This is a genomic window from Pontimicrobium sp. IMCC45349, from assembly GCF_047219225.1.
GTDB lineage: Bacteria > Bacteroidota > Bacteroidia > Flavobacteriales > Flavobacteriaceae > IMCC45349.
In genome coordinates, this window is the sequence record NZ_CP178208.1 from 2,695,185 (window position 1) to 2,709,097 (window position 13,913).

Here is a 13,913-nt window from a genome sequence, read left to right on the forward strand (position 1 = left end):
AATTCAAGTCGCTTATGCAATACTGTTAAATGTTAATTTATTGTCAAATAATTAACAAAAGTGCATTTTAAATGTTTATTTTTTAAATTATATTAAAAATATGCAGTTCTGTTAAGAAATGTGTAATTCTAGGATTGATAGATTAATACCATTTTCTTCTAAATAACCCAAATAATGATTCAGGGTCAACAGTAAAAACGAATCTAATCTTTTGATCGTAATTAGGTTGTGCAATTTCCCAACCTAAATTTGAGTAAACAGGAAAATATATCTCGAAGTAATCAGTAACTAAATCTAATCTAATACCAGAATCGTAAACAAACTTAGGGGAATGGTGTTTGTTTTTTACAAAACCAATGTCGCCATAGGCTTGTATATAACGCCATATAGTAGTACTAGTGTTCATTGTTGTTATCCACTGGTTTGCATATGGTGTATCTAACATAGATTTAAAACCACCTTCGGCTATAATTAATTGTTGGCTAAATATTCCTGAGTCTTCAGAACGTCCTAGGTAGTTGTAGTCAAACAAATAATCGGTTGGTCTGTCTAAGGCAAAGTTGAAATAGGTTAGGTTTTCTGGGTTTTTGTTATACAAAAATGTACCAGCGAAAAATCTTAAGTTGATTTGCCTATTGCTTTCGAATAACTTTCTGTATTCATAATTAAAAGATAGTTTTCCGAATTTTTCTGACAATTGAAAATCTGCAAACCATTTATTGTAGTCTATTAATCCTGGTGTTGTATTAATATATCTAGCATTAAAAATTTTGTAATCAGGTTCTGGGTTTTCTACTATATTGTTTATGTCTTCATCTTTTGAAATATCTACATATCTAAAGTTTAATGCTTGATATTTATTTGATCTAAAATCGTTTTTATCTCTAAAATTAAAAGTTAGGTAAGGCGATAATACAGTTGCAAATAAATCTTCTGCATATGATGAGTGTGAAGCTGAGAAACCATATGTTATGTTGTATAGGTTTTTATCTTCAATCATTTGGTTGTAATAAATGGAAACACCACCAGTTAAAGCCTTTGATTTTAAACTATAATTAGGAGAAATACTATAGTTGAATGGCTTTCTTAAAAGAGTTTTATTGTTAAAATTACCTCCAACTGTTACACCATCGTAAATATTTCTAAATTCTAAAATAGGCATTACAAATACTTGATTGTAGTATGGGTCTTCAACATCTTGAAAAAGTCTAAGTTGTAATGGTTTGTTATTAAAAAAGAAACCTTTTAGTGATTTCCAATTATCTCTTAAGTTAAATTCAGGTATAGTGTTGTCGTAATTTAAAACTAACTTGTTTATATCTTTTCTTGGTATAGTATAAGTTCTTTCAGTTGCGATGTCGTTAATCCATGTTTTAGAAATAATAGAGTCATTATTTAATGTAAACAATGAAATAGGAACATTGGTTTCTCTTTTATTTTTTATGGTGAATGTTATTGAATCTTCTGTTTTTATTAGCTTCTTAATCTTGAAATCAATTTTTTTTCTTGATTGTACATAAGTATTAAAAAACCAGTTTAAATCTTTACTAGTTTTGGTTTTTAGCAATGTTTCAAAATCCTTAGGAGAAGTAGGGTTTATTTTGTTTTGTACTAAATACTCTAATATACTACTTTGCAAAATATCTGCATTGAGGTAATCTTCAAGATATTTTAAACCAACTCCAGCTTTGTATTTATTAGCTAAATTTTTATTGAACTTTAATAAAGAGTCCTTAGCCATACTAAGTGGTTGGTCTCTATTTGTTCTAGCCATATGCATATATGTAAGGCCATATTGTGCATTGAAATCTAAGTCAGCTATATGAAAAGATCTCACACCCCAAATTTTTGCAAGTGACCCAATTAATTTTGTATTTGGATAATGTTCTTCAATATATTTTATTAAAAAATAAGTTTCTAAACCATCTTTTAACCAATGATCTTTTCTAGGATCAATTAGTAATGTGTTATCTAAGTAATTGCTTATAGTGTTTTTTAAAAGCAATAATTCAAATTGAAAATTTTTAGGAAAAGGTCTAATAAAATCTGGCAATTGATTTAAGCCATAGATTGGATTTTTTTTAGCGTCAATAGCAGAAACTATAATTTTATTATGAGGATACTTTCCTAAATTACGTGAAATAAACTCAGTAATTTTATCAGTAATTATCGCTTTATCTGTTGGATTAAGACCTTTTTCTTTAATGTTAGATACAATTGATAAATAGTCTGTTTGAATAGTTCTGTAAATAGGTAGTTTATTTAAAAACAGCTTACTGTCTATTCTATTTTTTCCAGTAAATATAATAGTTTGTGTTGTTTGATTTTGTGTTGTTTTTACTAAATCTAGTTCGGTAGTAGCTACATAATTTTTTGGGATTTCAATTTGTAAGTTGATGTTAGCTTTTGGAGTGTAATAATCATCAAGATTTTTATTACTGTAGGCTAACCATTTTCCATCTTTATAAACTGATGGTGTTAGATACCAATATTTTAAATTATACTCTTTTAGAGGTGTAACACCATATCTAGTAAATTTATCACTTTGAATTTTAACATTGTAATTAATATGAAGCTTTACCGCTTGTTGTGGTGCTATATAATTAGAAAGCTCAACTTTTACTATATCTGGATGATGTTCAAGATATTCATAATGTAGGCTTTGTTTGTTATCATCCTCTAAGCCAGTTATTACGGTAAAACCTCTTTCTTCATTTTTAGCAAAGTGAAACTTTGTACTGTATTCTTCTGCAAAACGTTCGGCTAATGGTGTTTTTTTAGTAGAAAAACTATTGTTCCAGTCGTTTAAGTAGATTGTCTTTAAAGTATCATTAGAATTGTTCTTATACTCAATAAACTGTTTAATTTTTATAAAATCTTTATCTACATCAAACGTTGCGTTTATATCTATTTTATTCTGAGAAACAGTAATAAAAGGACATATAAGCAGTAATAATATGTAGGCAAACTTAGGTTTCAATTATAACTTAATAAACTTTAAAGGTTTTATGTTTTGTTGTGAAATTACATAGTAAATACCAGATGATAGATTAGACACATCAATACTAACTCTACTGTTGTTATTAGTATTGATTTCTAAAATTTGTTGTCCTAAAGTATTTGTAATTGCAATTTTTTTCTCACCTAAAATAGCATTTTTTATGTTAAGTTCTAATTTATTGTCTATTAGATTACCTCCAATAAATGCAATATTGTTTTCAACATTATGCTTTGGAATACTTAGACTTTCATTTGTTTGTAGTTGTAATGTTACAGGTAAATGGTCACTAAAATAGTATAGTGCATTTCTAATAGTTGCATTAAAATCACTTCCAGCACAATCATTTGAGTTTATTTCAGAATTAAAACAATTAACATTATTGTTGTTACCATATACTTGGTAAGAATCATTTACATAAAAAATATCAGGATTGGTTAACATGTTTTCTGAAGTTAAAATAAAATCAAACCTATCATCAAACCCACCAGTAGCACCGCCTAAGCCAGATTGTGTTCTAGTAGATTGTGTAAAAACGTCTAGATAATTAATATTATTATGCCAACTCCCAGATCTATTAATTGGGTCTACAAATGTTATGTTGTTAGTATTGTCTAATAATTCTTGATAAGCAGGCTCAGAGTTTGTGTACAAGTTTAAATCGCCACCTAAAATATTATAGCTGTCACTAGGCAAGGTTTCAAGATAATCTACAAAATCATTAACCATTGCTAAACGTATGTTTTGATTATCTGTACCACTTGAAGATTTTAAATGTGTCACAAATACATTTATTCTAATAGGGTTTGTGTTTTGATTAGTTGTATTGAGCTTTAAGGTGTAATGATTAAAATCACGATATAGTGTGGAAACTTCTGTTTGAGATTCTAAGATAAATTTTGAGCTATCATAATAAACCATATTTTGTAGGTCGTTTTGATTTCCAATATCATCGTCTGATGTGTTAGGAACAAAAAGAGCTCTTTGTATACTAGGGTTTTCGGCTTGTAAAATAGCTAAAATATTATCTGCACCTTCTTCATTGTTTAATTCACAAATCATAAACAAATCTGGTTGGTAATCATCTAAAATTGTTTCAAGATGTTGAATTCTTGAAGCTGGTTGTTGCAAAGGGTAATTTAACACATTGTAAAACATTACATTAAATGTTTCTTGTGCAAGAATATGATTGCTGAATAAAATGCAGCAACAAGCTAAAGTAGTTAATATACTTTTTTTCATTTTAGGGAGAATATGTGCTATTATAGATTAAAAGTTTGGACTCAGTCTATATTGCTTGTAGAATGCGTCTAAAATTTCAATTACTTCTTCACTTGTATCTACTAGATGTATTAAATCTAAATCGGTTGCACTAATATTGCCAAATTTATCTAGTACTGTTGATTTTATCCAATCAAGTATTCCTTCCCAAAAATCTGTTCCGTATAATATGATTGGGAATTTTTCAATTTTGTTAGTCTGTATTAGTGTAATGGCTTCAAATAATTCATCTAAAGTGCCAAAACCACCAGGCATTACAACAAACCCTTGAGAATATTTAACAAACATTACTTTTCTAACAAAAAAGTAATCAAAGTCTAAACATTTATCTGAATCTATATAAGGGTTGTCATGTTGCTCGAAAGGTAATTCAATATTTAATCCAACTGATGTACCTCCAGCTAAATGAGCACCTTTATTACCAGCCTCCATAATTCCAGGGCCTCCACCAGTAATAACGCCATATCCAGCTTCAACAATACCTTTTGCAACCTCTACCGATTCTTTATAATATTTATCTTCAGGTTTTGTTCTTGCTGATCCAAAAATAGAAATACAAGGTCCTATTTTGCTCATTTTTTCAAATCCATTAACAAACTCACCCATGATTTTAAAAATTGCCCAAGAGTCGTTTGTCTTTATCTCATTCCATCCTTTGTGATGTTGTTTTCTCATATTGTATTTTAATTTAACACGCTAATGTAACTCTTTTTTGAGGAATTTAGCTGTGTGACTTGTTTTGTGTTTAATAATTTGTTCTGGAGTGCCTTCTGCAACAATTTCCCCACCACCTTTTCCACCTTCATGACCTATGTCAATAATATGGTCAACAGTTTTTATAACGTCTAAATTATGCTCGATTATAAGTACAGTGTTTCCTTTGTTTACTAACTTATTAAGCACTTCCATAAGCACTCTAATGTCTTCAAAATGTAACCCTGTAGTTGGTTCGTCAAGAATATAGAAAGTATTTCCAGTATCTCGTTTACTTAATTCGGTTGCTAACTTTATGCGTTGTGCCTCACCACCAGAAAGTGTAGTACTTTGTTGTCCAAGAGTAATGTAACCTAAACCTACATCTTGTATGGTTTTTAGTTTGCGGTAAATTTTAGGAATATGCTCAAAGAATTCAACTGCTTCTTCAATAGTCATATTAAGCACATCGCTAATAGATTTTCCTTTGTAGCGAATTTCTAAGGTTTCTCTATTAAAGCGTTTTCCTTGACAAGTTTCGCACTCCACATAAACATCTGGTAAAAAGTTCATTTCAATAACTCGTAAACCACCACCTTTACAAGTTTCGCAACGTCCACCAGCTACGTTAAAGCTAAAACGTCCAGGTTTATAGCCTCTAATCATAGCTTCAGGGATTTTAGCAAATAAGCTGCGTATTTCACTAAATGTTCCTGTGTAAGTAGCAGGATTACTTCTTGGAGTTCTACCAATTGGAGATTGGTTAATATCAATTACTTTATCTATATGCTCTAAACCTTCAATTTTCTTATATGGCATAGGTGTTTTAACACCATTAAAGTAATAGTTGTTTAAAATAGGATAGAGGGTTTCGTTAATTAAAGTAGATTTTCCGCTTCCTGAAACTCCAGTAACACCAATCATTTTTCCTAATGGAATTTTTAGTGTCACATTTTTTAAGTTATTACCAGTACAACCAGTAAGTTTTATAGTTTTACCGTTTCCTTTTCTACGTTCCTTAGGTATTTCAATAGCTTTGGTGCCATTTAAATAATCGGCAGTTAGTGTATGGTATTTTAATAGCTCTTTTGGTGAGCCTTCGCTAATAATTTCGCCTCCATGTTTTCCTGCTTCAGGACCAATATCAATTACGTGATCAGCATGTTCAATCATGTCCTTATCATGCTCAACAACAATAACGGAGTTTCCTATGTCACGAAGTGAAATTAATGAGTTGATTAATTTTTCATTATCACGTTGATGCAATCCAATACTAGGTTCGTCTAAGATATAAAGTACACCTACCAATTGAGAACCAATTTGTGTTGCTAATCTAATACGTTGTGCTTCACCACCAGAGAGCGATTTTGAGCTTCTATCTATAGTTAAATAGTCTAAACCTACATCTAACAAAAACTGTACACGCGCTCTAATTTCTTTAGTGATTTCAGCAGAAATTGTTTTTTGCTTATCAGATAAATGACTGTCTAAATCATTAAACCAAGTAGCTAAATCAACAATATCCATATTAGCTAATTCTGATATGTTTTTACTATTAACCTTAAAGTAAAGCGATTCTTTTTTTAATCGTGAGCCTTCACATGTAGGACATTTTACTTTATCCATAAAGTCTTTAGCCCAACGTTTTATAGAGGTAGATTCGGCATTTTTGTACTGACTTTCAATAAAATTTGCAATACCTTCAAAATCGATACTGTAATTTCTAGCGACACCAAGTGTTTTACTTTCTACTGTAAATTTTTCGTTACCACCATAAAGAATCATTTCTATGGCTTCAGCTGGTATTTTTTTAATAGGATCTGCTAAGTCAAAGTTAAAGCGTTGAGCAATGAGCTCTAACTGCTTAAAAATCCATGAATTTTTTTTGGGTCCTTGTGGTGCTAAACCTCCATTTTGAATTGATATGGAGTCGTCTGGAATAATCTTGTCTTTGTTGACTTGATAAAGCGTACCAATACCATTACAGTTGCTACATGCACCTTTAGGAGAGTTAAACGAAAAGTTGTTTGGCTCTGGATTTGGATACGAAATTCCAGAACTAGGACACATTAAGTTTCTACTAAAATAGCGTACTTCATTTGTGTCGTGGTCAATAACCATTAGCACATTATCACCATGATACATGGCTGTGTTAATACTTTCGGTTAAACGTTTTTGGTTATCGTCTGTAGTATCAACTTTTAACCTGTCTATAACAATTTCTATATCATGAGTTTTGTATCTGTCAAGTTTCATGCCTTTTACAAGGTCACGAATCTCACCATCAGTACGTACTTTTACAAAACCTTGTTTAGCAATTTGCTCAAATAATTCGCGATAATGTCCTTTTCTTGAGCGAATAACTGGGGCTAAAATATTGATGCGTTTTCCGTTAAAACTTTCGGTAATTAAAGCTTTGATTTGCTCATCGTTATAGCTTACCATTTTTTCGCCAGTATTGTAACTATATGCGTCACTTGCGCGTGCAAAAAGTAAGCGTAAAAAATCGTAAATCTCAGTAATAGTACCTACTGTAGAACGTGGTGATTTACTGGTTGTTTTTTGCTCAATAGCAATAACAGGAGATAAGCCATCAATTTTATCAACATCTGGACGCTCCAATCCTCCTAAAAATTGACGTGCATAAGCCGAAAACGTTTCAATGTAACGACGTTGTCCTTCGGCATAAATAGTATCGAAAGCTAAAGAGGATTTTCCACTACCAGAAAGCCCAGTAATTACTACTAATTTTTCTCTTGGAATAGTAACATCAATGTTTTTAAGATTGTGAACTCTAGCTCCTTTAACTTCAATTTGTTCTTCTGTTTGACTCATAATATGGCAAAGTCGCAAAGTTACAATTTTAGTTGTTAATTTCTTGTGAAGGATTGCTTTAGATTTAGTATAATTGTCAACAGTATTTTAAAATTAGCTATTATGAAATTATTAGGAATAGGTTCGAGAATTGACCATGCAGAATTTGGTAAAGGGGTAGTTACAAACGTAACGTCTAAGCATTATTGGGTAACGTTTATTGACAATGGATTAGAAACGATAGATTTGGACAGTGAATTTGAAGTTATTGAAGCTGCCGAAGATGAAGTAGATACTGTAAGTTTATTTGAAGTAGAAAGTAGTTTAGTGAATATATTGAAGAAGTGGAGTGATGCTTCTGAAGTAGTACATATAGCAGATAAATGGAAAGGTGGTCAATTAATTTTAGAGCCAGCAGATACTAATTTACAATCTAAGGCAATGCCAATTAATACGTTTTTTCATAAAATAACAATGGTGAGAGATAGACTGCGTGTGATGGAGCAAAAAATTAACTCTAGTAAAAATCTTGATGAGCAAGAAAAGATAGACTTGCAACAATATATAACACGTAGTTATGGAAGTTTAACCTCTTTTAATGTGTTGTTTAAAATTAAAGAACAGCAGTTTAAAGGGCAGAGTAGTAGGTAGTTTGCTGTTGTCATACCGAACGTTGGCAAGCATATCAAAAAACATAATGAAAAAAATAATTAGCATTTTAAATCTGATTCTATTTTTTAGCATCAGTTATGGACAAAATCAGTTGACACTTCCAGAATTTGAATCTTTATGTGATTCTTCAGGATTGCAATTCACTATGCCAGAAGGTTATAAAATCATAGATATAAAAGAAAATCGTGATTTAGGGTATTCATTCGCTGTAATAAACTCTGATTCAACAATGGAAATTAGATATACGATTTGGTCATTAAAACCTGCACTCAAACAGTATGAAGAATCGCTTAAAGACAGTAATTTAACGATGATTCCTCCAAATAATATTTATAAAGGAAGAATTCAAGCAAATGTATTAAATATGACAGGAGGACAAATGTATAATATTGGACCTTTTCCTCCACAAGCAGTAAAGAAGGAATTTAATGCTGATGCAGGTGGATCATGTTTTTTTGAATTCAATTGCGAATTTGGTAAAGGTTATAAATACGGTCAGTTTATGTACTTGCATAAAGATGATACTGCTGACGTAATTGTGACATTTATGAGTAACAATAAAGAAATACACTCTGACTTAATGATGGTCGGATTTCACTCATTGAAATTTAAATAAATACGACTTGCCAACAATGTCTACATTTCATTGCTTCTGATTTTCCTTTCGGAAAATCCTCGTGCTGAATTATTGCTTATTTTTTTTTACCCAAATTAGTAACCCAAACCACGCAACATACACGAACCGTTAGTGAGGAATCTCATCATGTGAGATTTCTCAAGCTTTATACTTCGCTTTTTTGAAATAACAAGTGTCTATAAAATTATTTTTTAGAGAAATACGCTTTTTTGATAAGTAGGTAGTAAACTACTATTGGGATGATTACGCATATAATAACAGATGATGCTATATAATCAAGTCCTAAAAGCTTAAAACCTCTTAAGAAGTTTGCTGATTTGTCAAATAACCAATTTGAGAAGCTTGAGAAGTCATTTATAAGCAATAATGTTATGATAATTATTGTGCTAAAGCCTATTTTTAAATAATGCTTATCTATTATTTTATCAATTAATAGTGCCCATGAAAATGGGATAATAATAAACCATACGATAATATTGATTTCTTTATAGCTAAAGCCTGTGAGGCTAGACAACCACATTAAAACATCATAGGTGAATTTGAATATTTTTTGCATTAAGTAGTAGATTGTTATTGGAGAAAGTCTTCTACTTTAAATAAATATTCAATATCTTTTAGATTCATGATATGTAAAGAACTCTTAATGTTATCACATGCAGCTGTAATTTCATAAGTTATTTGAAATTCTATTTCATTATTCTCATTAAATGATATTTCCATTTCATCTATTGTATGATATTTTATTTTAATTAGGTTTAAACACTCTTTTAGTTCTGGAGTCCTTGATAGTTGTTCATAATGTGCTTTGGATTCATCATTAATCATTTGTTCAATTGATTTAATATTTGAATTAAACATTTGAGAGTTATTTATTTTAGTTTTTTCACCATTTTCATATTTATATAACTCATGTTTCCAATAATATTTACTAGTATAATTTGGTGACCCAATTGTAGTAGATTCAAAGTTGTTAAATCTGCAATTTTTTATAATTATAGGAAAGTCTATTAGTTCTGGGTTGTCATTTTTAATTTCCTTTGTTCCACATTTAGTTTTAATAGAGCTATAATTTGATTTTATCCCTTTAACCTCTCCCATTTCCAAACCTAAAAACAAGAGTTTATGAAAGGTTGGTAATTGTGCACCACTTTCGGTAGTTATCCAATCGCTCCAAGAAGCTTCAAGTCCATTAATTGGTAGTATAGAAACCCACATTTGGTAATGTGTAGGTTTACCATTATCGTCAAAATGCCATAGGTAGGAATCTCCAGGAGTAGAACCTCCAGACGTATATGTAATTAACAATGCTTGTTTGTTGTCTTTAGTAGTTACTATACGACGCTCAACACCTTCATTAAATACTTTATATGGCGCTACCAACCAAAACGAATCGTTGTTAAAGTAATCGGTTGCTTTTTGTATTGTTTCGGTTGCTTGCTCACCATTTAGCAAAGTTTCACCATGGTAAGCTTTACTTTCGGAGGTGTCGTTTAAAAATAAATCGACGCTGTAATTTTTCCAATAGACTTCGCATCTGTTTTCACTTTTATACCATTTGTAGTGATGCCTATTTTTAAAAGTCCACTCCAAATAATCGGTTGCTTTATAGGCATCATGATTTAGGATGTTTAACATTCTAGTTGCTAATACATCAGCAGCTGCTCCTTGTTCGCCAACAGGTAAATCTTCGTTATATTTAAAGTATAAAAATCCAAAGAAAAGCAGGCTAGGTAAAGTGAAAAAGACAATTACACCTCCAATAATTTTTAAAATACGTTTTAGTTTCATTTTATAATATTTCTTATGGCTTCTTTTGTGCTTAACGGTTTAAACGTATTAGCATTTACAAAATTTAAAACAGCTTCTGGATTTGTTTTTCCGTATTCACGTAATGTCCAACCAATGGCTTTTTGAATAAAGAACTCATCAGATTTACTATGTTTTAAGCATTGTGCAAATAACAATTTTTCATTGGTTTTTGTTTTATATCCTAACTGAAAAATAATGGCACTCCTATTTAACCACATATTATCACTATTTGAAAATTTAGAAATAATAGTATCGGTTTTCTCAGGAAAAGTTAATAAGTAACGACCTAAAATTTGCTTAGCTATAAAATCAACAGTGTCCCACCATGAGTGTGTGGTAATTAGTTTTTCAATAAGCTGAATATCTTCTTCTTGATAGGATTTACGTAAGTGTTTTTCAAAAATTTCTTGAGCGCATAAATGAAATTCACGTTCTTTTAAGCTGTACAAATTAAATGTAATAGCTCTTATGTTTTCTTTTACTTCAATTTTATGATTGTCAAGCGCTTGTTTTAAGAGCTCACGTCTTGGTGTGGTTTTTATACCAAAATATACAAACTTACCTCTCATATATTCTGACATATGATGCGCATTTTCGGCATTTTTATGTACCAAAAATAAGTTTGTTAATTCTTCAGTAAATGTTTTCATAATTTAATAACCTACAGCAGTATCATCGCCACGTCTATCGGCACCACCTTCAAGTTTTCCGTTAGGTAGTACTAATACACCATCAACTTTTCCAATTACAGGAGCATCTTCCTCGTTAATTTTATAACCTAATGCTTCTAATTGATATATCAACTCCTTGTCAAATGAGTTTGGTTCCATTTTAATTTCGTCAGGTAACCATTGGTGATGAAAACGAGGTGCATCCACAGCTTGTTGCATAGTCATTTTATATTCGTGTACATTTAATATGGTTTGAAGTACAGATGTAATAATGGTTGAGCCTCCAGGAGTACCAACGCTCATTAATAATTTACCATCTTTTTCAACAATTGTTGGTGTCATGGAGCTTAGCATGCGCTTTTCTGGGACAATGCTATTGGCTTCGGCACCAATAAGTCCAAACATATTTGGTACACCCGGTTTACTACTAAAATCATCCATTTCGTTATTTAAAAAGAAACCTAAATCTGAACAGTATAATTTAGATCCAAAAGCACCATTTAAAGTTGTAGTTACTGATACGCTATTACCAAAGCTATCTACTATGGAGAAATGTGTGGTTTCGTTACTTTCAATAACATCTACTTTTCCATGAGAGACTTCGCTAGATAGTGTTGCTTTTTCAAAAGAAAAGTTAGACATTCTATCGTAAGAATAATTTTTGCTAATAAGTTCATCACCTGGAACATTTACAAAATCTGGGTCACCTAAATAAAAACTCCTGTCTGCATAAGCACGACGTTCGGCTTCAGTAATTACTTGAATCGCTTTTACAGAGTTATGACCATATTCTTGTAAGTCGTATGGTTCAATCATTTTTAATATTTGTGCTAAACAAATGCCACCGCTTGAAGGAGGTGCCATTGAAATAATTTTTAAATCATCGTATTCAAAAGTTACAGGAGTACGCCATTTAGCTTCGTATCTATTAAGGTCTTCCATAGTAATGATACCTCCATTATCTTGCATGAAGTTTACTAAACGTTGCGCTGTTTCACCTTTGTAAAATTCATCTTTTCCATTTTTTAGAATGCGCTCTAATGTTTTGGCTAAAGCGGGATATTTAATTGTGTCTTTAGCTTTCCATATGCTATCAAAAAGAATAGGGTTTTTATTAGCTTTTAAAAAGGATTCTTGGTGTTTTTTAATACGTTCTTCTTGTTTTTTTGTTATAACAATACCTTTATAAGCTAAATCAATTACTGGTTGTATAATATCTTCAATAGGTAAGCTACCAAATTTCTCGTGTGTTGCAAATACACCAGCAACAGATCCTGGAACACCAACTGCCATAGCACCTAAAGTACTTTTGTCTGGAATTACTTTTCCTAAAGAATCTAAGTACATGTTTTTTGTTGCAGCAAGAGGTGCTTTTTCTCTAAAATCCAAAGCGCCAATTTCGCCATTACTGGTTCGGTAAACCATAAAACCACCACCACCTAGGTTTCCAGCATAAGGATAAGCTACTGCAAGTGCTAGTTCGGTTGCAGCCATTGCATCAAAAGCATTGCCTCCTTTTTTTAGTATCTCTGTTCCAATTTTTGAAGCTTCTTCACGCGCAGAAACTACCATAGCATTTTCAACTATAAGTCCACGTTTGGTTTCATCAGTAGTATAAGTTTTTGCTGTTTTTTTACAAGCGACTAAGAAGATAAGTCCACAAGTGAATAGTAGTAGCTTTTTCATAAATGGATGGTTTATAGTTGTGAAGATAATATTTTTAATTTTTCTTTTGAAAAAGCAATTAACTCATCAAAATACGAAGTAAACTCATCTTCAAATTCTTCATAAAAATCTTCTAACTCCTTAACTGCAAGGTTCATTCTAGATTTATTCTTAGTACGTCTGTTCATACCTTCAAGTACTTTTGCAATACCATCAATAGAGGCATAACTCAATAGCCAGTTACCACTTATCATATAAGGCATCATGTGTTTAATGCGATCTGGTAATATTTCAAAATTATCTTCTAATGAATAATAAAATTCATCAACATATTCGGCTAATGGTATATTAGAATAATTAGCCCAATTTTTAGCTAAGAAGTGATCGTATAAAATATCTACTATAACACCAGAATAATGCCCGTAATTTTCATGTAAGCGTTTGGTGCTTTTTCTTACTGTGGGATGCGCATCAGTGAAGGTGTCTATTTCACGATGAAGTAGAATACCTATTTGCATGTCTTTAGGGTATTCTGTATATGATTTTCCCTTAATGCCATCAGCAATAAAATTGCCAATTGTAACCATTTTATTATCTCCTGAAAGGTATACGTGAGCCAAATAATTCATTGGTGTAATTTACAAATTAAGTTGCATACTTTTGTGCCTATTTT

At 31.2% G+C, this 13,913-nt stretch carries 11 protein-coding genes; 2 read left to right on the forward strand and 9 right to left on the reverse strand.

Features of this window, described 5'->3' with window-relative positions; genetic code table 11:
* Positions 1–142: 142 nt before the first annotated feature.
* Genes ACLII3_RS12595 through uvrA form a run of 4 tightly spaced genes read right to left on the reverse strand, consistent with a single transcriptional unit; the run spans position 143 to position 7,807 of the window.
* On the reverse strand, positions 143–2,980 hold the full coding sequence (locus ACLII3_RS12595; RefSeq protein WP_412984582.1) for a metalloprotease: 2,838 nt from the start codon (positions 2,978–2,980) through the stop codon (positions 143–145).
* Positions 2,981–4,240, reverse strand: a complete 1,260-nt coding sequence (locus ACLII3_RS12600; RefSeq protein WP_412984583.1) for a T9SS type A sorting domain-containing protein — start codon at positions 4,238–4,240, stop codon at positions 2,981–2,983.
* Between the two features lie 27 nt (positions 4,241–4,267).
* Positions 4,268–4,954, reverse strand: a complete 687-nt coding sequence (locus tag ACLII3_RS12605; RefSeq protein ID WP_412984584.1) for a TIGR00730 family Rossman fold protein — start codon at positions 4,952–4,954, stop codon at positions 4,268–4,270.
* Between the two features lie 21 nt (positions 4,955–4,975).
* Positions 4,976–7,807, reverse strand: a complete 2,832-nt coding sequence (gene uvrA / locus ACLII3_RS12610; RefSeq protein WP_412984585.1) for an excinuclease ABC subunit UvrA — start codon at positions 7,805–7,807, stop codon at positions 4,976–4,978.
* A gap of 102 nt (positions 7,808–7,909) precedes the next feature.
* Here uvrA and ACLII3_RS12615 point away from each other — a divergent pair, with 102 nt between their 5' ends.
* Positions 7,910–8,437, forward strand: a complete 528-nt coding sequence (locus ACLII3_RS12615) for a hypothetical protein (RefSeq protein ID WP_412984586.1) — start codon at positions 7,910–7,912, stop codon at positions 8,435–8,437.
* A 112-nt stretch (positions 8,438–8,549) separates the two neighbouring features.
* On the forward strand, positions 8,550–9,074 hold the full coding sequence (locus ACLII3_RS12620; protein WP_412984587.1) for a hypothetical protein: 525 nt from the start codon (positions 8,550–8,552) through the stop codon (positions 9,072–9,074).
* Positions 9,075–9,279: 205 nt separating this feature from the next.
* Here ACLII3_RS12620 and ACLII3_RS12625 read toward each other — a convergent pair whose 3' ends face one another.
* Genes ACLII3_RS12625 through ACLII3_RS12645 form a run of 5 tightly spaced genes read right to left on the reverse strand, consistent with a single transcriptional unit; the run spans position 9,280 to position 13,869 of the window.
* On the reverse strand, positions 9,280–9,651 hold the full coding sequence (locus ACLII3_RS12625; RefSeq protein WP_412984588.1) for a hypothetical protein: 372 nt from the start codon (positions 9,649–9,651) through the stop codon (positions 9,280–9,282).
* Positions 9,652–9,665: 14 nt separating this feature from the next.
* Positions 9,666–10,883 (reverse strand): hypothetical protein, encoded by a 1,218-nt coding sequence (locus ACLII3_RS12630; protein ID WP_412984589.1) that lies wholly within the window; start codon positions 10,881–10,883, stop codon positions 9,666–9,668.
* On the reverse strand, positions 10,880–11,554 hold the full coding sequence (locus ACLII3_RS12635) for a DNA alkylation repair protein (RefSeq protein WP_412984590.1): 675 nt from the start codon (positions 11,552–11,554) through the stop codon (positions 10,880–10,882). The genes ACLII3_RS12630 and ACLII3_RS12635 overlap by 4 nt, the downstream gene beginning before the upstream one ends.
* 3 nt (positions 11,555–11,557) lie before the next feature.
* On the reverse strand, positions 11,558–13,261 hold the full coding sequence (gene ggt / locus ACLII3_RS12640) for a gamma-glutamyltransferase (RefSeq protein ID WP_412984591.1): 1,704 nt from the start codon (positions 13,259–13,261) through the stop codon (positions 11,558–11,560).
* A gap of 11 nt (positions 13,262–13,272) precedes the next feature.
* Positions 13,273–13,869, reverse strand: a complete 597-nt coding sequence (locus tag ACLII3_RS12645) for an ACP phosphodiesterase (protein ID WP_412984592.1) — start codon at positions 13,867–13,869, stop codon at positions 13,273–13,275.
* Between the last annotated feature and the right edge of the window lie 44 nt (positions 13,870–13,913).

Bases quoted from the DNA above. Each gene is read 5' to 3' on its own strand.
- ACLII3_RS12600 (WP_412984583.1), bottom strand. From the start codon at position 4,240: ATGAAAAAAAGTATATTAACTACTTTAGCTTGTTGCTGCATTTTATTC.
- ACLII3_RS12605 (WP_412984584.1), bottom strand. From the start codon at position 4,954: ATGAGAAAACAACATCACAAAGGATGGAATGAGATAAAGACAAACGAC.
- uvrA (WP_412984585.1), bottom strand. From the start codon at position 7,807: ATGAGTCAAACAGAAGAACAAATTGAAGTTAAAGGAGCTAGAGTTCAC.
- ACLII3_RS12615 (WP_412984586.1), top strand. From the start codon at position 7,910: ATGAAATTATTAGGAATAGGTTCGAGAATTGACCATGCAGAATTTGGT.
- ACLII3_RS12625 (WP_412984588.1), bottom strand. From the start codon at position 9,651: ATGCAAAAAATATTCAAATTCACCTATGATGTTTTAATGTGGTTGTCT.
- ACLII3_RS12630 (WP_412984589.1), bottom strand. From the start codon at position 10,883: ATGAAACTAAAACGTATTTTAAAAATTATTGGAGGTGTAATTGTCTTT.
- ACLII3_RS12635 (WP_412984590.1), bottom strand. From the start codon at position 11,554: ATGAAAACATTTACTGAAGAATTAACAAACTTATTTTTGGTACATAAA.
- ggt (WP_412984591.1), bottom strand. From the start codon at position 13,261: ATGAAAAAGCTACTACTATTCACTTGTGGACTTATCTTCTTAGTCGCT.
- ACLII3_RS12645 (WP_412984592.1), bottom strand. From the start codon at position 13,869: ATGAATTATTTGGCTCACGTATACCTTTCAGGAGATAATAAAATGGTT.